Source organism: Bacillus sp. FSL L8-0358 (assembly GCF_038593095.1).
Classification (GTDB): Bacteria; Bacillota; Bacilli; order Bacillales; family Bacillaceae; genus Bacillus; species Bacillus subtilis.
The window spans coordinates 2,667,041-2,685,895 of the sequence record NZ_CP151962.1; the positions used below are offsets into that span (position 1 = coordinate 2,667,041).

Here is an 18,855-nt window from a genome sequence, read left to right on the forward strand (position 1 = left end):
CCTTTTATTTCTCGTTTTTTGAGGAAATGTATTTTTCTTTTGCTTTATTATGCTCTTTTAGCGTTTTTGTAAATACGACCTCACCATTTGATTTGGCCAAGAAATACAGATAATCCGTTTTATCCGGATGCAGCGCCGCTTCCCATGACGACATGCCGGCATTGGCAATCGGCCCTGGCGTCAGCCCTGTGTTTTTATACGTATTGTATGGCGAATCGATTTCCAGATCCTTATAAAGAACCCGATCTTTATGCTTGCCTGCCGCGTACAGCACGGTCGGATCTGTTTGGAGCGGCATTTTCTTTTTCAGGCGGTTATAAAAGACGCTCGCAATTTTATGGCGGTCGGCTTTTTCAGTCGCTTCTTCTTCTATCAAAGAAGCCATTGTCAGCAGCTTATGCACAGAAACTTTGTTTTTCTTCATTTCTGATTTATATGTTTCCACATAAGAATTTGTCTGCTTAATCATTGCCTTGATAATGTCTTCAAGTGATGTGTCCGGATCGTTAAAAGGGTATGTAGCCGGGAATAGGTACCCTTCAAGCGGGTGCTTAATGTTTTTATTGAAAACATCATTTGTCACAGTGTCCGGGAATTCTTTCTTCAGCTGATTGATAAATGTTTCATCGTCCAGCTTCGCTATGACTTGTTTTTTAGAGTATTTTGTTTCATCAGCAATAGCAGCCGCGATTTGGGTCAGCTGTGCTCCCTCAGTCACTGTGATTTGAAAAGCGTAGCCTGTAGCCCCGCTTGTCAGCTTCTGAATAATGGCATCTAAATCCATACCTTTATTCAGATGGTAGAATCCTGCCTGAAACCCGGAAGCACCTTTATATTTCACATAGTACTGAAACGCCTTCTCGCTTTTTATGACATCATTTTTCTTTAATATCGATGCGATGGCTGAAACAGACGAACCGCTCGGAATGTTAATATTAACTGTCGTTTTACTGTCTTTTTCAACAGGTTCAAGCAATGATTTCCCATATAAAAATGCCCCGCCAATGATGAGAAACAGCACAACAATGGAAGACAGTATGATTCTTTTTTTATTAAAAAACGATTTTTTTTGCTGATTGATATACATTAGGTCTCCTCCCATCAGCTCTTATACTACATGATTCATTGTGTTTCGGCAATTTATTACAAAAAGAGGCCTGCATAAAGCAGAAAAAAGCCGGAGCAGTATAGCTCCGGCTTTGGTTTGGCGCGATGTTTTACTCTTCGTCTTCGTCCGCTAAGAATGTGTTTAGTGTTTCTTCGATCATATCCCATTCTTCGTCAGTTTCAATCGGGAATAGCTCACCGTTTTCACCGTCTTCGTTTGGCGTGAAGCTGGATGCAAGAATTTCTACTTCTTCGTCATCTTTTGATTCGATTGGATAGTACAAGACATAAGACTTGCCAAACTCTTCGTTTTCAAATGTAAACAGCACTTCACAAAGCTGTTCATTTCCTTGATCGTCAACAATTGTAATATTTTTTTCGCCGTGTTCCATTTTCTTCACCTCTGGCTTTAATTTAAGCTGTCAAGATATCCTTGTAAAATCATAACAGCCGCCATTTTATCAATGACTTTTTTTCGTTTTTGCCTGCTGACGTCAGCTGCAATCAGCATTTTTTCAGCCGCCATTGTGGTAAGACGCTCGTCCCACAGCACAACAGGAACATTGTACGTTGTTTCAAGCACTTTCGCAAATGTTTGGCTGGCTTCGCCTCTCGGGCCGACTGTTCCGTTCATGTTCTTAGGAAAGCCGAGCACGATTTTATCTATAGTATAGTCCTTTATCAGTTCAGATAAACGGGATAAACCATAATCGCCTTCTGCTTCATTTATTTTTATGGTCTCAATGCCTTGAGCAGTCCAGCCCATTTCATCGCTCAGAGCTACACCGAGTGTTTTGGTTCCTAAATCGAGTCCTAATATTCTCATTCTTTATTTACGCCTCTTTATGCTGTTCTAAATAAGACTTCACCAATTCCTCGATTAATTCGTCTCTTTCAAGTTTGCGAATTAAATTGCGAGCGTCACGATGCCTAGGAATATAAGCGGGATCACCTGACAGCAAGTATCCGACAATCTGGTTGATTGGATTGTAGCCCTTTTCCTGAAGCGCGTCATACACTGTAATCAGCACCTCATTTACGTTAGTCTCAGCAGAATCATCGGAGAAATTAAATTTCATCGTTTTATCAAACGAGCTCACCGTTTTGCACCTCTTTCCCAAATTCGCAGGCAAAGTTCAGCCTGGGGTCCTAATCTTACCATCATTCTACACTACATGGGCAAATTATAAAACGGATTTCACCCAATCTTCTACAGAAGCCAAAGCTTCTTCTAATTTTTCCGGCTGTTTACCGCCTGCCTGCGCCATGTCCGGACGGCCTCCGCCGCCTCCGCCGCAAACTTCCGCAGCTTGTTTAACCAGCTTGCCGGCGTGAAGGCCTTTCTCAATGAGGTCCTTTGTGACTCCGGCAGAGATATTAACTTTATCGTTTTGTACCGCACCAAGCACGATCACCGCAGAGCCAAGCTTTGCTTTGAGTTCATCGACCATAGTGCGGAGATGATTCATGTCTTTTGCATTTACTTTTGCCGCAAGCACGTTTACGCCGTCAACTTCTTTTACTTTCGACAGGATTGCTCCTGCTTCCACGTTGCCTAGTTTTGCAAGAAGAGATTCATTTTCTCTTTGTGCTTCCTTCAGTTCAGCCTGCAGAGCCGCGACCCGTTTCGGCACTTCTTTGATATTTGTTTTCAGCTCGTCAGCGGTCTGCTTCAATACAGAAATCTGGCTGTTCATTTCGACGTAAGCGCCTTGTCCCGTTACAGCTTCAATCCGTCTTGTGCCTGCTCCGATTCCGGATTCAGAAACGATTTTAAACAAGCCGATTTCTGCTGTATTTCTGACATGGCAGCCGCCGCACAGCTCTAAGCTGTAATCTCCAACTTGAACGACACGGACAATATCACCATATTTTTCGCCGAACAGTGCCATCGCACCCATTTCTTTTGCTTCAGCGATCGGTTTCAAATCAATGCTGACCGGGATGCTCGCCCAGATCTTTTCGTTTACGATTCTTTCAATTTGTTCGAGCTCTTCTTTTGTCACTTGGCCAAAGTGCGAGAAATCAAAACGAAGACGGTTTTCCGTTACAAGAGAGCCCGCCTGATTGACATGAGTTCCAAGAACGTCTTTTAGAGCCTGATGCAATAAATGCGTTGCCGTGTGGTTTTTAATGACGCCGCTTCTCATATGGTCTTCAACTTCAGCCGTAACATGCAGGCCTTTTTGAACAGTACCGCTCTCCACAACACCTTCATGCACATGCTGGCCGTTCGGCGCTTTTTGAACATCTTTAATTCTTACAACTGCCTGCTCGTTTCGGAGATAGCCTTTATCGCCGATTTGGCCGCCGCTTTCTGCATAGAACGGTGTTTCATCAAGAATGATTTGAACGCTTTCTCCTTCATGAGCCTCTTCGATTAATTGGCCGTCCTGAAGAAGCACAATGATATTGGCATCAGCTTTGGTTTGAGAGTAGCCGACAAATGTGCTTTCATCTGTCACGTCGCGCAGTGCGCCGCCCTGCACCTGCATGCTGCCGACATCCTGGCGGGCGTTTCTTGCCCGTTCACGCTGCTGGTTCATTTCCTCCTCAAAGCCCTCATGGTCAACCGTCATGTTCTCGTCTTCTGCGTATTCTTCAGTCAATTCAACCGGGAATCCATACGTATCATACAGTTTAAACACATCAGCACCTGAGATAACGCTGCTGCCCTTGTCTTTTTCTTTTTTGATCATTTCTGACAGGATCGCAAGCCCTTCATTAAGGGTCTCATGGAAGCGTTCTTCCTCGGTTTTAATGACTTTTGCGATGAAATCCGCTTTCTCTTTCACTTCAGGATAGAAATCAGCCATGATTTCTGCGACAACCGGCACTAAATCAAACATGAACGGACGATGGATGTTGATCGTTTTGGCATAACGCACAGCACGGCGTAATAAGCGTCTTAATACATAGCCGCGGCCTTCATTTGACGGCAGCGCACCGTCACTGACAGCAAAGGCAACCGTTCTGATATGGTCAGCAATCACTTTAAACGCAGTGTCTTTCACATTGTCTTTGCCATATGTTTCACCAGAAATCGATTCTGTTGCTTTAATGATCGGAATAAACAAATCGGTGTCAAAGTTTGTCGGAACATTCTGGATGACAGATACCATTCTTTCAAGACCCATGCCTGTATCAATGTTTTTCTTAGGAAGCGGTGTGTACGTGCCGTCAGGGTTATGGTTGAACTCTGAGAACACAAGGTTCCATACTTCCAGGTAACGGTCGTTTTCCCCGCCTGGGTAAAGCTCCGGATCTTCTGGATCATTACCGTATGCTTCACCGCGGTCGTAAAAGATTTCCGTATTCGGTCCGCTCGGCCCTTCACCGATATCCCAGAAGTTCCCTTCCAGACGGATAATTCTTTCTTCAGGAATACCGATTTTTTTTGCCCAAAACTCATATGCCTCTTCATCTTCAGGATGAACCGTAACAGAGAGAAGCTCTTTGTCGAAGCCAATCCACTTGTCGCTCGTTAAAAACTCCCAAGCCCATGTAATGGCTTCTTCTTTGAAATAATCGCCGATGGAAAAGTTTCCGAGCATTTCAAAGAAAGTGTGATGGCGCGCAGTTTTACCTACATTTTCTATATCATTTGTTCTGATCGCTTTTTGAGCGTTTACGATTCTTGGATTTTCCGGCACGACACGGCCGTCAAAATATTTTTTCAGCGTCGCAACACCGCTGTTGATCCAAAGCAGTGAAGGATCCTCATGAGGCACTAATGACGCGCTTGGCTCTACCGCATGTCCTTTTTCTTTAAAGAAATCCAAAAACATTTGACGCACTTCCGCAGAAGTTAAGTGTTTCATTGTATTTCCTCCTCTATAAAAATCGAAATTCTCTTCAGTGACAGCAAAAAAGCCCTCCCCCTATGCAAACCAACGTTTACACAGGGACGAGAGCTGTCTCGCGGTACCACCCTGATTACGGGCATTCATGCGCCCGTCACCTTTAACCCTGTAACGCAGGATAAGCGGCAGTGATTAACTGCACTCAGGATTAGCTTCCTCCGATCTTCTGATAAAGCTCCTTTCAGCTTATGGAGCTTCTCTCTTTAACAGGGCTTCGGCGTACTCAGATCCGTCACTCGAGATTCGTATGTATTCTACGAGAAATTATAGACAAGCGGCACGCCGATGTCAATGCTCCGTCCTCATCCGCAAAAAATGGATCATCATTACTTTTAAAACAGCCGTCGCAGGAACAGCCAAAATCATCCCGACGATTCCCGCAAGCTCCCCTCCGGCAAGGAGCGCAAGCATGATAACGACCGGATGCATTTTAAGGCTTCTGCCGACAATGAACGGACTGAGGATATTTCCTTCCATAAACTGCAGAATAAACACCGTAATCACCACAACAAGAACAGCCTTGACTGAGATCGTCATCGCAATTAACAACGCAGGAACAGCTCCGATGAAAGGGCCAAAATACGGGATGACATTCGTTACTCCAGAGATAAGGCCAAGTATCAGCGGATATGGAAGCCCAAATACCCAGAACGAAATGCCTGCAATCACGCCAAGAATCAAGCAGACCAAAAGCTGGCCGCGGATATAATCGCCAAGCGAATCATCCACATCCCGCAAAAAGGCGCTGCCCCGCTTTCTCCACGACTTCGGAGTCAAGTACCATACTGTCTTTTTCATTAACTCAATGTCCTTCACCATATAAAACACGAGAAAAGGGATTGTTGCAGCAATTAAGAAGTAATCAAGCACATTGCGGATCCCGCTGATCGCACCCTCGATCGTTCCCGCAAAAAACGCCTCCGTCTGGCGGATCATTTTATCTATACGGTGATGCATACCATCAGGCCAGTCATCCGTATGGTTATGCACATGAAGAAGAAGCCCGTTATACGTTTCGGCAAACATGGGTATATTTTCTGACAAATCCGTCAGCTGCACGATTAAAACAGGCACCCCTTTATACAACGCCCAGCCAATCCCGCCAAAAAAAAGAACATAAATGACCAAGATGCTCAAAGTCCTAGGCAATCCTTTGCTATGCAGCCATTCCGTGACCGGAAGCAATAAATAAGATATAAAAATAGAAATGATCAAGGGAATAAAGATCGTTTTTATGACGAGCCAAAAGGGTGACCATAACATATCAAGCATAAAAAAGACATAGACTGTTAACAGAACCAGCAAACAAATAGCCACCCACAACAAAAGCTGCACCGGTTTTTGGAGCATCTGCTTTCACCTCACCTATATCTTTTGAGGTTTACACGGAATTATTCTTTATGTTTCTTTAGTCAGCCAGAAGTCATGGACATTTTTCCGCATTTAATTTTCAGAAAAGTTTGATTTCATGTATACTTTTTAGTCAAATTTCTGATAGGAGGATTGCGATGATCACATTTCAAAATGTAAACAAGCATTACGGAGATTTTCACGCGTTAAAACAAATTAATCTTCAAATCGAAAAAGGGGAAGTCGTTGTTATCATCGGCCCATCCGGTTCCGGTAAAAGCACATTGCTCAGATGCATCAACAAACTTGAGACGATCAATGAGGGAGTGCTCACAGTAAACGGCACCGCCATTAACGACAGAAAAACTGATATCAATCAAGTGCGGCGGAATATCGGGATGGTGTTTCAGCACTTTCATTTATATCCGCATAAAACAGTGCTGCAGAACATCATGCTGGCTCCGGTAAAAGTGCTTAGACAATCACCTGAACAAGCAAAGGAAACGGCGCGGTACTATCTTGAAAAAGTCGGCATCCCAGACAAGGCTGACGCCTATCCTTCCCAGCTTTCCGGCGGGCAGCAGCAGCGTGTTGCCATCGCAAGAGGACTGGCGATGAAGCCGGAGGTCATGCTGTTTGACGAGCCGACATCAGCACTTGATCCTGAAATGATCGGTGAGGTGCTAGATGTCATGAAAACTCTCGCCAAAGAAGGCATGACAATGGTTGTCGTGACACACGAAATGGGGTTTGCCAAAGAAGTTGCCGACCGGATTGTCTTCATTGACGAAGGAAAAATTTTAGAAGAAGCAGTGCCGGCTGAGTTTTACGCGAACCCGAAGGAAGAACGGGCCCGCTTATTCTTAAGCCGTATTTTAAATCATTAAAACAGAAATGGGGGAGCTTGTATGAAAAAGATTTTTTCTTTAGCATTGATTTCTTTATTCGCTGTCATCTTGCTTGCCGCTTGCGGCAGCAAGGGATCAAATGGAGAAGCCTCAAAGGAGAGCAAAAAAGATACGCTAGCAGCCATTAAAGACAATGACAAAATTGTCTTCGGCGTAAAAACGGACACTCGACTGTTCGGTCTTAAAAATCCAAGCTCAGGTGAGATTGAGGGTTTTGATATTGATATTGCCAAACAAATCGCTAAAGACATTTTAGGTGATGAGAAAAAAGCTGAATTTAAAGAGGTCACCTCAAAAACAAGGATTCCTATGCTGCAAAACGGGGATATCGACGCCATTGTCGCCACAATGACGATCACTGATGAACGAAAAAAGGAAGTTGACTTTTCTGATGTCTATTTCGAGGCCGGGCAATCGCTTCTCGTGAAAAAAGGCAGCAAAATCAAGAGTGTCGAGAATCTTGGCAAAGGCTCAAAAGTTCTTGCAGTAAAAGGCTCCACCTCCTCTCAAAACATTCGTGAAAAGGCGCCTGAAGCATCGGTTTTAGAATTTGAAAACTACGCAGAAGCCTTTACAGCCCTTAAATCGGGGCAAGGCGATGCCCTCACCACAGATAATGCGATTTTATATGGAATGGCTGATGAAAATAAAAATTATCAATTAACAGGAAAGCCTTTTACAGATGAGCCTTACGGGATCGCCGTGAAAAAAGGGCAATCGGCTCTCGCGAAAGAAATCAACGCTTCACTTAAAAAGATGAAGTCGGATGGCAGATACGATGAAATTTATAAAAAATGGATTAAAGAAGACCCAGCTGAATAACAACCATCCCGGGATGAGCAGGCGATGCTCATCCCAATTTGATAAGGAGTGAATAGGCTGATGAATGTGTCAATTCTTTTCGATAACTTTGGCATGTATATGGACGGTTTTTACCATACCTTGCTCGCAAGTGTTATCGCGCTGGCCGGCAGTTTTGTCCTCGGCGTTGCTGTAGCGGTTATGAGAATAACAGTCTTTAAGCCGCTGCAATGGCTCGGGACCGCATATGTAGAGTTCATCCGCAACATCCCTCTTCTTTTAATTACCTTTGTTTTCTATTTCGGACTTCCAAACGCAGGCCTGAGGCTTGACGGTTTTCAAGCGGGAACGGTTGCTCTCACCATTTATACCTCTGCGTTTATCGCTGAAGCCATCAGAGCAGGCATCCAGTCTGTTTCAAAAGGGCAGATGGAAGCGGCACGCTCGTCAGGCTTTACCTACAACCAAGCCATGCTCCATATCATTTTGCCGCAGGCAATCAAAATCGTCATTCCGCCTTTAGGCAATCAATTTTTAAACTTAGTCAAAAACTCTTCGATTCTTGGGGTTGTGGCCGGATTGGATCTTATGTACCAAGCCGATTTAGTTTCGTCGAGCACACTCGTTGTATTTGATGTTTATATTTTTGTGGCGCTTTTTTACTTAGTGCTGACGATTCCGCTTAGCATCGGTGTTAACTATCTGGAAAAACGGCTGGAAAAAAGCTATTGATAAGGAGTGAGTTACATTGGATTTCATCGGTGCTTATTCACAGGAGCATTTAGCGTTTTTATGGGATGGCTTTCTCGTCACCTTGTACGTTGCTTTTATCTCCATCATTCTGAGCTTTTTCTTCGGTTTAATCGCAGGCACCCTGCGTTATGCGAAAGTTCCCGTTCTTTCTCAATTGATTGCGGTTCTCGTTGAAACGATCAGAAACCTCCCCTTGCTGTTAATTATTTTCTTTACGTTTTTTGCCCTTCCGGAAATTGGGATTAAGCTTGAAATTACAGCTGCTGCAATTACAGCACTAACGATTTTTGAATCCGCTATGCTATCTGAAATTATCCGAAGCGGACTGAAATCAATTGACAAAGGACAAATTGAAGCGGCGCGCTCCTCCGGGCTGAGCTATACACAGACCCTGTTCTTTATCGTCATGCCGCAAGCGCTTCGCCGCATGGTTCCGCCCATCGTAAGCCAGTTTATTTCTTTATTAAAAGATACATCGCTCGCTGTTGTGATCGCCCTGCCTGAACTGATTCACAACGCGCAAATTATTAACGGCCAAAGCGCAGACGGCAGTTATTTTTTCCCGATCTTTTTACTTGCGGCCCTTATGTATTTCGCAGTCAACTACAGCCTTTCACTCGCAGCAAGACGCCTCGAGGTCCGGCAAACATAGAAAAGGATACTCTTTGGAGAGTATCCTTTTTGCATTAAAACATTTTCGTAATTCTTCTTCTCATCCGCTTCATGCTTCGATTATTCAGCATGTCAGATTGAGTCGCCATTCGGTACACGAGAGCTCCGGCTCCCATTGCCAAAAGAGAAGTCATCGTCCGATTCATCCTGCGCATCTCCTTTCATGATTAAAAATTGATGCTGCGTTCATCCTCAGAAAACAAATCATCCAAGCTGCTTAACGTTCCGTCTTCTTCCACCTGATGAGTTGCAATCTTCCCTTTCGCCACTGTCAGTTCAATAAAACAGCCCCAGCAATAATATTGGTTCACGCCGATTTTGCCGATATCCTTACTTTTGCAATTCGGGCATATAAGCATACCTCACACCTCTATCCGTTCAGAACGATCTCGTCTTTCCGCACCTCGACAAGCGAATCCGCTCTTTGGATCTGGCGCTTGCTTCCCGCCAGGTCAGAAAAGAAACCGTCCGAGAGTTCATATGCTACGATTATGCCCCTGTCCAAACAAAAGTATACATCTTCCAGCATCCCCAATATATCCCCCTCTTGCGATTTCACAAGCTTCATCTTCATCTGCTCGTATGTGAAGCATGTTTTCGGAAGAGGCAGAAGCTGTTCTGAACTGACCGAAGCCAATATGCGGTCATCAAGAATGGAAGAGATATCACACGCCCGTAATAGCGCATGATGATGATGCAAAAAGCGTTTTTGTGCAAGAATAAACCCGAGACAATCTCCCTTCGTAGAAAAACAAATATCAGAAATTGCCCCGAGATAACAAGAAGTTCGTTCTGAGTATACTGGGAATCCTTCTACTTCATGGCATGTTCTCAAAGTGTGATCAACCACCTTTTGTTGAACAGGCTTAGGTTTTGCTTTGCGCCTTAGACTCATACGATGAAATCAATTCCACTGCAAATGAAAAAACTCCCGCTTGCACGGGAGCATTTTATTGCTGTTCTTCTTTCATAAAATCGAATGGTGTAATGCCTTCCATGCCAATGTTGGCGTCGTGTACGCTGAACGGGAGCTCTTTTTGCAAAGCTTCAAGCTCGGCATCCATTTCCTCAACCTGTACGGACAGCCTGTTTTTCAAGGAGGTCTGTCTGACAGTTGCATCATTATTTTTCACGCCCCACTCCAGCGCCTCCTCTTCCCCGCATAAAATGAGAAATTTCTTCGCTCTTGTAATCGCGGTATAAAGAAGGTTTCTTCTGAGCATTCTATAATAGCCTTTCACAACAGGCAAAACCACAATCGGAAATTCACTTCCCTGCGATTTATGAATAGAACAGCAATACGCATGGGTAAATTGATTAAAATCTTTTTTCGTAAATGTCATTTCATTGCCGTCAAAAGAAACGACGGCCATGTCTTCTTTTTCTGTATTTTCCTTTGCATAAAATATCGACGTGATTTCGCCAATATCTCCGTTGAACACATTGTTTTCCGGCTGATTGACAAGCTGCAAAATTTTATCTCCGGTTCTGTAGACAACATCCCCGAACTTCAATTCTCTCCGTTTTTCTTTAGGAGGATTTAAAATGTCCTGCAGCATCACATTCAATTCATTAATGCCGGCTTTTCCTCTGTACATCGGAGCGAGGACCTGAATGTCCTTTGCCGTATAGCCTTTTTTCAATGCATTAGCGACAACCTTCTCAACAACTTCTTTAATTTGCGAGCCTCCGCAGCGAATAAAGGAACGGTCCTTTGTCGGGGCAGTCAAATTGTTCGGCAGCAATCCATTTTTCATCTGGTGGGCAAGCTCGACGATTGATGACCCCTCCGCCTGACGATAGATGTCTGTCAGTCTCACAGTCGGAATCACCTGGGATGCCAGCAGGTCTCTGAGCACTTGTCCCGGACCGACGGAAGGCAGCTGGTCTTCGTCTCCGACAATGATGATTTGTATATGATCAGGGATCGCCTTGAACAAATGATTCGCCAGCCATATATCAAGCATACTGGCTTCATCGATAATTAACAGCTTCCCTTCGATCGGCTGATCCTCTGTATGAGTAAAGCCTTCAGCGCCGTTCCAGCCAAGCAGCCTGTGTATCGTGACTGCAGGGAGTCCCGTTGATTCACTCATCCGTTTTGCTGCTCTCCCTGTCGGAGCGGCCAAAACAATCGGAAAAGCTTCATCCTTTTTATAAGCTGACGGGTCTAGTGACACACCGTGAAGCTCTCCATAGAGCTCGACAATCCCTCTGATTACCGTCGTTTTCCCTGTTCCCGGACCGCCTGTTAAAAGAAGCATCGGCGAGGAAAGGGCTTTTTGAATCGCTTCCTTCTGGCTGGGGGCATACTGAACGTTCATCCGTTCTTCCAGTTCTCCCAACGCGAGCAAAAACTCTGATTCGGGAAACTGGTTCTCATATTCGGTTTGGCTAGCGATATGTTTCACACGCTTTGCAACGTTTTGTTCTGCGTAAAACAGCGATGGAAAATAACAGCGGCCATCTTCTATGACAATGTCTTTATTTTCTCCAAGGGCAATAATCGCGTTAGCGGCATCCATTTCTGTGATGCGCTGCCCTTCCCTTGCTGACTGGTTTAACAGAGATTGGGTGTCAATGATCAGCTGTTCCGTTTCTATGTACGTGTGCCCCTCTGACAGACAAGTCGTTTCAAGCGTGTACAAAATAGCAGCTTTTACCCGCTCAGGATGGTTACCCGAAAGACCCATTCTGCTGCCCAGCTCATCCGCTTTTCCAAATCCGATGCCTTCTACATCCTTCACAAGCTGATAAGGATTTTCCTGAATCTTTTCAAGCGTCTCGGATTCATAGGCTTGATAGATTTTCATAGACAGCTGCGGGCCAAAACCAAACTGATTCAAGGAAATCATGATTTGCTCCAGTCCCTGATGCCGCTGCAATGCGCCAGCCAGCGTGTCGGCTTTCTTTTTTGAGAGTCTGGGAACATCATAAAGCACTGAAGCGTCAGCCAATATTTTATTAATGGCGCTGTCGCCCAGCTTTTTCACAATTTCTTCAGCAGTTTTTTTGCCGATTCCCTCGAATAAATCACTCGATAAATATTGAATGATGCCTTCCTTAGTCGTCGGTATCTCTTTTTTGAAATGCTCCGCCTGAAATTGGAGCCCGAATTTTGGATGGGTTACGATCTTTCCGTAAAACGTGTAGGTCTCTTCTTCTTGAAGCGCAGGGAAGTAGCCCGTCACGGATACGGCTTTATCTTCAATGGCTTCGGAGGTCTCTGTGACTTTCACTTTCAGAACCGTATATAAATTGGTGTCATTATGATAGATGACTGTGTTGACTGTCCCTTTTAAATAGGGCTCTTCCTCCAGTTTAAGCTGATCCGGATGCTGCTGCACGAGCTGTTCCTCCTCCTGTGCCTGTTATGATGGATCAATCAGTTTTTTAGCATGAAGCGCAAGCATATGATCTGGCTGGATATCGATTGCCTTGTCCAGCATTTCCAGCGCTTTTTCTCGGTTTTCTTTATAAGCATAAGCGACACCGGCATTATAAAATGCATCTGCATGCCCCGGGTCTTGCTCTGTCACAGCTGCGAATTGGCTGAGCGCTTCGTCCAGCATGCCCTCGTTGGCTAAGCACATCCCGAATTGAAAACGCGCTTCCGTATCGTTTTCATTCAGTTCGACCGCTCTTTGTAAATATGGCAGTGCAAGCTTAGGCTGTTCGAGCTTGACAAGTACCGTTCCGAGCATGTAAAACAGGTCACCGTTTTCCATCCCCGCACGTAGCGCTTTTTCAAACATGTCTTTGGCTTCTTTGTACATTTCTTTTACAACATAGACATTTCCTGCTCCATAATAAGCAGTGGCTGCGCTACTGTCTAATTCAAGCGCTTTATCATAAAACGCAAGCGCACGTTCCAGCTCGTTTACGGATGAAAGCAGGTTGGCAAAATTGATATACGGAATCGCGTCTTCTTTATTTTCTTCAATCGCTTTTGTAAATGCCTCTGCCGCTTTCTCGTAATCGCCTTCCTGCATCGCCTCTATACCGAGTTGATTATAATCCACCGATCATCTTCCTTTCATTAAAAAACCCCAACTCAGTGTTGAGGTTTTTCATCTTTTATACGTACCACAATTTTGTTCCGTCTTTGTACACATCATCAATTGTCCCGCCGCCAAGGCATTCTTCGCCGTCATAGAAGACAACGGCTTGTCCCGGCGTTACAGCGCGGACTTGTTCATCAAAGATTACTTCCGCTTCACCCTCGCCAGTCATGCGCACCGTTACTTTATGATCTTCTTGGCGGTAACGGAATTTAGCCGTGCAGGAAATCTCTTTGCCCTTCATGATATCCGAACGCACCCAGCTGATATTTGTTGCTGTGATTTTGTCAGAATATAAAAGCGGGTTATGGAACCCTTGATCCACGTAGAGGATGTTCTTTTCAAGATCTTTGCCTACCGCAAACCACGGCTCGCCGCTTCCGCCGATGCCAAGGCCGTGACGCTGTCCGATCGTGTAATACATCAACCCGTCGTGGCGGCCTTTTACTTCGCCGTCCATCGTCATCATATCGCCCGGCTGTGCAGGGAGATATTGGCTGAGAAACGTTTTGAAGTTGCGTTCGCCGATAAAGCAGATGCCTGTACTGTCTTTTTTCGTCGCCGTTGCAAGTTCTGCTTCTTTGGCGATTTCACGCACACGGCTTTTTTGAAGTTCGCCGATCGGAAACATGACTTTGCTCAGCGTATCTTCTGTCAGCTGATTCAAGAAGTACGTTTGATCCTTGTTTTCATCAATGCCGCGCAGCATTCTGACTTTTCCGCCGCTTCTGTCTACTCTTGCATAGTGGCCAGTCGCTAAATAGTCGGCGCCAAGTGACAATGCATGCTCCAAAAAGGCCTTGAATTTAATTTCTTTGTTGCACAGTACATCCGGGTTTGGTGTTCTGCCTGCTTTATATTCATCAAGGAAGTATTGAAATACCTTCTCATAATATTGCTTTTCAAAGTTTACGGCATAATACGGAATTCCGATTTGGTTGCAGACGCGGATCACATCTTCATAATCCTCTGTCGCCGTGCAAAAACCGTTTTCGTCCGTATCATCCCAGTTTTTCATAAAGATTCCGATTACATCATAGCCCTGTTCTTTTAACAGCAGGGCCGCCACAGATGAGTCTACTCCGCCGGACATGCCGACGACGACTCTTGTATCCTCCGGCCGTTTTTCCATTTCATTCACTCCAATTACTAAGCCGCCTTATTGTGTCAGCCGTTTGACAACGTCGGCCACATGTTTGGCAGCAGTTTTCACTTGCTCAGCCGTATTGCCGAGGCCGAAGCTGATTCGAATAGAGGACGTCAGCCGGTCACTCTCTTCTCCGAACATAGCAGTCAGAACATGTGACGGCAGGACTGAACCGGCCGTGCACGCTGAACCGCTGGAGACAGCGACACCCTCCATATCAAGATTGACCAGCAGGGCTTCCACTGACACACCGGGGAAATAAAGATTCAGAACATGCGGCAGACTATGCTCTTTGTCCCCGTTGATCTCGAATGACACACCTGCATCTCTAAGCGTGTCGGCAAAGATTGCTTTAAACGATTGATACTTCTCGTTTTTTTCGTCCCGTTCTTCACTTGACAGCTTAATCGCTTCTTTCAGCCCGACAATGCCTGGAACATTTTCCGTTCCGGCACGGCGTTTTCTTTCTTGCTCTCCTCCGAATAAAAGCGGTGAAAGCTTCACATCTTTACTAGCATATAAAAAGCCTGTCCCTTTTGGCCCGTTGAGCTTGTGCCCGGAAACAGACAGAAGGTCAATATGGCTGTTTTTCACATCAATTGGCAGCAACCCGAATGCCTGAACAGCATCGGTATGAAAATAAGCTTTGTGTTCCTTTAACAGCTCACCGATTTCTTCGATCGGCTGCACTGTTCCAACTTCATTATTTCCATACATCACTGTCACAAGGATTGTATCATCACGCAGTGCTTCTTTCACCTGTTTTGCACTGACTCTTCCATTTTGGTCAACGTCCAGATACGTTATGTCAAATCCGTCTTCCTCAAGTTTTTCACATGTGTGAAGCACGGCGTGATGCTCAATTTTTGTTGTGATGATATGTCTGCCAAGATCTTTTCTTGCAAGTGCGGTTCCCATGATCGCCAAGTTATCAGCTTCCGTTCCCCCGCTTGTAAAAATGATCTCCTGCTCTGCCGCTCCGATTTCTGCTGCGATCTGCGCTCTTGCTTCATCCACCCATTTTCGAGATTCTCTGCCAAATGAATGAATACTGGATGGATTACCGAAACTGCCGGAGAAGTGCGGTATCATTTTTTCCAGCACGCGCTCATCCATCGGAGACGTTGCGGCATGATCTAAATAAATCCGTTCCATTATGTTTACACCTCTGATCTAAATATAGAACATATAAGCTTCTTGCTCTCCGTCTGTATAGCTGGCAAGATCCTCTAATGTCGTACTGTCTAAAACCTCTTTTACAGCATCCCGGATGCGAATCCAGAGCTCACGCTTGGCAGGCTCCTCATCTTCCAGCACTTCAACAGGGCTGATCGGCCCCTCAAGCACACGGATAATATCTCCCGCGGTAATGGCATCCGGCTCACTGCCTAATACATATCCGCCATATGCGCCTCTGATGCTTTTCACTAAACCGGCATTTCTGAGCGGCGATACCAGCTGCTCCAAATAATGCTCGGACAAATTATTCGTCTGTGCGATGCTTTTTAATGAAGTCGGGCCTTCACCGTGCTTTTTTGCAAGCTCGATCATAATGGTGAGCCCGTATCTTCCCTTAGTTGATATTTTCAACATGAACACCTCTGTTATTTCATGATTTTCCACATTTATAATGGTAATTTCTATATGTTTCGTCCGTTTATTATCTTATAGACCAACTGTTATTATAACATACCTTCAGCGAATTTTCATTGAGGCAGAAGGAAAGGGGCCTTTCCCCTTTTCTAATGTACGGTTTTCCGTTACCCTGTAATTAAGTAAGGAGAGATGATAGATGAAGCCATTGGCATATCGGATGCGTCCGACAAAAATAGAGGATATTATCGGCCAGCAGCATCTGGTGGCTGAAGATAAAATTATTGGCAGAATGGTCCAGGCAAAACATTTGTCATCCATGATTTTGTACGGGCCGCCCGGAATTGGAAAAACATCAATCGCAACAGCAATCGCCGGTTCAACAAGTATTGCTTTTCGAAAGCTGAATGCTGTCATTAACAATAAAAAAGATATGGAAATTGTAGCCCAGGAAGCCAAGATGTCCGGCCAAGTGATTTTGATTCTGGATGAAGTCCACAGGCTGGATAAAGGAAAACAGGATTTTCTATTACCCTATTTGGAAAACGGGATGATCATTTTGATCGGAGCAACCACAGCTAACCCGTATCATGCCATTAATCCGGCGATCAGAAGCCGGACCCAGATTTTTGAGCTTGAGCCGTTAACACCCGATCTGATTAAACAGGCACTGGAACGTGCGCTCCATGATGAACATCGGGGCCTTGGCACCTATTCTGTATCCATTGATGATCAGGCGATGGAGCATTTCGCCAACGGATGCGGAGGAGATGTCCGCTCCGCTTTAAATGCGCTTGAGCTTGCCGTGTTGTCAACGAAAGAGTCAGCAGACGGTGAAATTCACATTACATTAGAAACCGCGGAAGAATGCTTGCAGAAAAAAAGCTTTTCTCACGATAAAGATGGTGACGCGCATTATGATGTACTGTCCGCTTTTCAAAAATCGATACGCGGCTCTGATGCCAACGCTGCTCTCCACTATTTGGCTAGATTAATTGAAGCCGGTGATCTGGAGAGCATCGCAAGACGATTGCTTGTTATCGCCTATGAAGATATCGGTTTAGCAAGCCCGCAAGCCGGCCCTAGAGTGCTGAACGCTATTCAGACCGCTGAGCGAGTCGGGTTTCCTGAAGCGCGAATCCCGCTGGCCAACGCAGTTATTGAGCTTTGCCTCTCACCGAAATCAAACTCTGCCATTCTGGCAATCGATGAGGCCCTGGCAGATATCAGAGCCGGAAAAATTGGTGATGTCCCGAAGCATTTAAAAGACGCGCATTATAAAGGAGCTCAGGAATTAGGAAGAGGAATCGACTATAAATACCCGCACAATTACGACAACGGTTGGGTCGAACAACAATACCTCCCTGATCCTCTGAAAAATAAGCAATACTATAAGCCGAAACAGACAGGAAAATTCGAATCCGCCTTAAAGCAGGTGTACGATAATTTAATGAAAAGAAAATAAAACAAAAACAGCCTTGATCATCAAGGCTGTTTTTATGCATTATTTATCCTTCACACGTTTGATTTCAATGTCTTTCAAAAGATCCATGACAACATGTCCGCCCATAATCAAACCTGCAACTGACGGCACAAAAGCATTAGAGGAAGGCGGCATTTTTGCTTTACGGATTTTCGCTTCGTCATTTCCCACTTCTTTTCTGACATCTTCCCGAATGACAATCGGGCTTTCATCAGAGAAAATCACTTGAACACCTTTTTTGATCCCCTCTTTGCGTAATTTCGTACGAACGACCTTCGCAATTGGATCAGTATGCGTTTTTGAGATATCAGCGATTTGGAAGCGTGTCGGATCCGTTTTATTTGCTGCACCCATGCTGGAGATGAGCGGAATATCCCGTTTCAGACATTCCTTCATTAAATGAATTTTATAACAAATGGTGTCTGACGCATCAATGACATAGTCAAGATCATAATCAAAAAACTGCTCATACGTTTCCTCCGTATAGAACATTTTTAACGCGATCACTTCACACTCCGGGTTAATGTCTGCGATCCGCGCCTTCATTAAATCAACTTTCGGCTGTCCGACAGTTGAAAGCAGCGCGTGAAGCTGACGGTTTACATTTGTAATGTCGACATCATCTTTGTCGACAAGCAGAATGCGGCCGACGCCTGACCGCGCGAGAGCTTCCGCCGCGAACGACCCGACTCCCCCGACTCCAAGCACAGCAACTGTGCTGTTTTTCAGCGTTTCAAGGCCTTCTTTTCCGATAGCTAATTCATTGCGTGAAAACTGGTGTAACAAGAACCTCACTCCACATTCGTATTCTGGTTTCATCTATAAAATGGCTGATCCATGAGCAGCCGTTTTTCTGCGCACAAAAAATAAAGTCCCAATAGTGCCGTTGCAGCTTTCCTTTGTTTTGAACCCGCTCTCAGCAGGTGGGTGCCCTCTTTTAAATCTTGTAAGTCCTCTTTACCGAATGAAAAGAGGCATGTACGCCATTTAAAAATGCGGGCTCCCAAGTCAAAAAAATGTTCGGTCAAAACTAGGTGTACAACTAACACATCAGGACTTTATTTAACTTGTCAAAATCATATCACAGACGATTTTGATTTTCAAGAATCGAACTGCC

Annotated in this window: 20 protein-coding genes and 1 other RNA gene; 5 read left to right on the forward strand and 16 right to left on the reverse strand. The window is 44.9% G+C overall.

Annotated elements, in window-relative coordinates:
* Nucleotides 1–4: 4 nt before the first annotated feature.
* The 6 genes from mltG to NYE49_RS13815 all read right to left on the reverse strand — a co-directional run bounded on the left by mltG (nucleotide 5) and on the right by NYE49_RS13815 (nucleotide 6,320).
* Nucleotides 5–1,087, reverse strand: a complete 1,083-nt coding sequence (gene mltG / locus NYE49_RS13790) for an endolytic transglycosylase MltG (RefSeq protein WP_003229799.1) — start codon at nucleotides 1,085–1,087, stop codon at nucleotides 5–7.
* Nucleotides 1,088–1,217: 130 nt separating this feature from the next.
* On the reverse strand, nucleotides 1,218–1,499 hold the full coding sequence (locus tag NYE49_RS13795) for a DUF1292 domain-containing protein (protein ID WP_003246199.1): 282 nt from the start codon (nucleotides 1,497–1,499) through the stop codon (nucleotides 1,218–1,220).
* 17 nt (nucleotides 1,500–1,516) lie between these two features.
* Entirely contained in the window at nucleotides 1,517–1,933 is a 417-nt protein-coding gene (gene ruvX, locus NYE49_RS13800) for a Holliday junction resolvase RuvX (protein WP_003229795.1), read from the reverse strand.
* Nucleotides 1,934–1,940: 7 nt separating this feature from the next.
* Entirely contained in the window at nucleotides 1,941–2,207 is a 267-nt protein-coding gene (locus NYE49_RS13805) for an IreB family regulatory phosphoprotein (RefSeq protein ID WP_003225903.1), read from the reverse strand.
* A gap of 84 nt (nucleotides 2,208–2,291) precedes the next feature.
* Nucleotides 2,292–4,928: an alanine--tRNA ligase gene (alaS, locus tag NYE49_RS13810; RefSeq protein WP_080529615.1), complete on the reverse strand. Its 2,637-nt coding sequence runs from the start codon at nucleotides 4,926–4,928 to the stop codon at nucleotides 2,292–2,294.
* A gap of 330 nt (nucleotides 4,929–5,258) precedes the next feature.
* Nucleotides 5,259–6,320, reverse strand: coding sequence for an AI-2E family transporter (locus tag NYE49_RS13815; RefSeq protein WP_047182955.1), 1,062 nt, complete (start codon nucleotides 6,318–6,320; stop codon nucleotides 5,259–5,261).
* A 158-nt stretch (nucleotides 6,321–6,478) separates the two neighbouring features.
* Between NYE49_RS13815 and NYE49_RS13820 the strand changes: the two genes are divergently transcribed.
* The 4 genes from NYE49_RS13820 to NYE49_RS13835 are packed head-to-tail and all read left to right on the forward strand — an operon-like array spanning nucleotide 6,479 to nucleotide 9,434.
* Nucleotides 6,479–7,207: an amino acid ABC transporter ATP-binding protein gene (locus NYE49_RS13820; RefSeq protein WP_015384232.1), complete on the forward strand. Its 729-nt coding sequence runs from the start codon at nucleotides 6,479–6,481 to the stop codon at nucleotides 7,205–7,207.
* A 21-nt stretch (nucleotides 7,208–7,228) separates the two neighbouring features.
* The gene (gene glnH, locus NYE49_RS13825; RefSeq protein ID WP_015384233.1) at nucleotides 7,229–8,050 is read left to right on the forward strand and encodes a glutamine ABC transporter substrate-binding protein GlnH; all 822 of its coding nucleotides are present in this window, start codon (nucleotides 7,229–7,231) and stop codon (nucleotides 8,048–8,050) included.
* Between the two features lie 60 nt (nucleotides 8,051–8,110).
* On the forward strand, nucleotides 8,111–8,761 hold the full coding sequence (locus NYE49_RS13830) for an amino acid ABC transporter permease (RefSeq protein ID WP_047182956.1): 651 nt from the start codon (nucleotides 8,111–8,113) through the stop codon (nucleotides 8,759–8,761).
* 16 nt (nucleotides 8,762–8,777) lie between these two features.
* On the forward strand, nucleotides 8,778–9,434 hold the full coding sequence (locus NYE49_RS13835; RefSeq protein WP_003229784.1) for an amino acid ABC transporter permease: 657 nt from the start codon (nucleotides 8,778–8,780) through the stop codon (nucleotides 9,432–9,434).
* A 34-nt stretch (nucleotides 9,435–9,468) separates the two neighbouring features.
* On the opposite strand, the gene NYE49_RS13840 is transcribed toward NYE49_RS13835, so the two are convergent.
* The 8 genes from NYE49_RS13840 to cymR form a co-directional block, all read right to left on the reverse strand.
* Complete coding sequence (locus tag NYE49_RS13840) at nucleotides 9,469–9,600, reverse strand: YrzQ family protein (protein ID WP_003229780.1); 132 nt, start codon at nucleotides 9,598–9,600, stop codon at nucleotides 9,469–9,471.
* 21 nt (nucleotides 9,601–9,621) lie between these two features.
* On the reverse strand, nucleotides 9,622–9,813 hold the full coding sequence (locus NYE49_RS13845; protein WP_003225893.1) for a hypothetical protein: 192 nt from the start codon (nucleotides 9,811–9,813) through the stop codon (nucleotides 9,622–9,624).
* 11 nt (nucleotides 9,814–9,824) lie between these two features.
* Nucleotides 9,825–10,349 carry a PRC-barrel domain-containing protein gene (locus NYE49_RS13850; RefSeq protein ID WP_080344218.1) on the reverse strand — a complete coding sequence of 175 codons (525 nt, stop codon included), beginning with the start codon at nucleotides 10,347–10,349 and terminating at the stop codon, nucleotides 9,825–9,827.
* 55 nt (nucleotides 10,350–10,404) lie between these two features.
* A complete protein-coding gene (locus NYE49_RS13855) occupies nucleotides 10,405–12,801 on the reverse strand; it encodes an ATP-dependent RecD-like DNA helicase (protein WP_014477509.1) in 2,397 nt (798 codons plus the stop codon).
* A 24-nt stretch (nucleotides 12,802–12,825) separates the two neighbouring features.
* Nucleotides 12,826–13,446 (reverse strand): tetratricopeptide repeat protein, encoded by a 621-nt coding sequence (locus NYE49_RS13860; RefSeq protein ID WP_206697897.1) that lies wholly within the window; start codon nucleotides 13,444–13,446, stop codon nucleotides 12,826–12,828.
* An 85-nt stretch (nucleotides 13,447–13,531) separates the two neighbouring features.
* A complete protein-coding gene (gene mnmA, locus NYE49_RS13865; RefSeq protein WP_015483502.1) occupies nucleotides 13,532–14,647 on the reverse strand; it encodes a tRNA 2-thiouridine(34) synthase MnmA in 1,116 nt (371 codons plus the stop codon).
* 27 nt (nucleotides 14,648–14,674) lie between these two features.
* Nucleotides 14,675–15,817: a cysteine desulfurase family protein gene (locus tag NYE49_RS13870; RefSeq protein WP_015384237.1), complete on the reverse strand. Its 1,143-nt coding sequence runs from the start codon at nucleotides 15,815–15,817 to the stop codon at nucleotides 14,675–14,677.
* Nucleotides 15,818–15,835: 18 nt separating this feature from the next.
* The gene (cymR, locus tag NYE49_RS13875; protein WP_003225879.1) at nucleotides 15,836–16,252 is read right to left on the reverse strand and encodes a cysteine metabolism transcriptional regulator CymR; all 417 of its coding nucleotides are present in this window, start codon (nucleotides 16,250–16,252) and stop codon (nucleotides 15,836–15,838) included.
* Between the two features lie 202 nt (nucleotides 16,253–16,454).
* Here cymR and NYE49_RS13880 point away from each other — a divergent pair, with 202 nt between their 5' ends.
* The gene (locus tag NYE49_RS13880) at nucleotides 16,455–17,720 is read left to right on the forward strand and encodes a replication-associated recombination protein A (protein ID WP_047182958.1); all 1,266 of its coding nucleotides are present in this window, start codon (nucleotides 16,455–16,457) and stop codon (nucleotides 17,718–17,720) included.
* A 39-nt stretch (nucleotides 17,721–17,759) separates the two neighbouring features.
* Here the strand turns inward: NYE49_RS13880 and NYE49_RS13885 are convergent, their stop codons facing one another.
* The gene (locus NYE49_RS13885) at nucleotides 17,760–18,524 is read right to left on the reverse strand and encodes a tRNA threonylcarbamoyladenosine dehydratase (protein ID WP_003229763.1); all 765 of its coding nucleotides are present in this window, start codon (nucleotides 18,522–18,524) and stop codon (nucleotides 17,760–17,762) included.
* 81 nt (nucleotides 18,525–18,605) lie between these two features.
* Nucleotides 18,606–18,798: non-coding RNA, 6S RNA (gene ssrS, locus NYE49_RS13890), on the reverse strand.
* Between the last annotated feature and the right edge of the window lie 57 nt (nucleotides 18,799–18,855).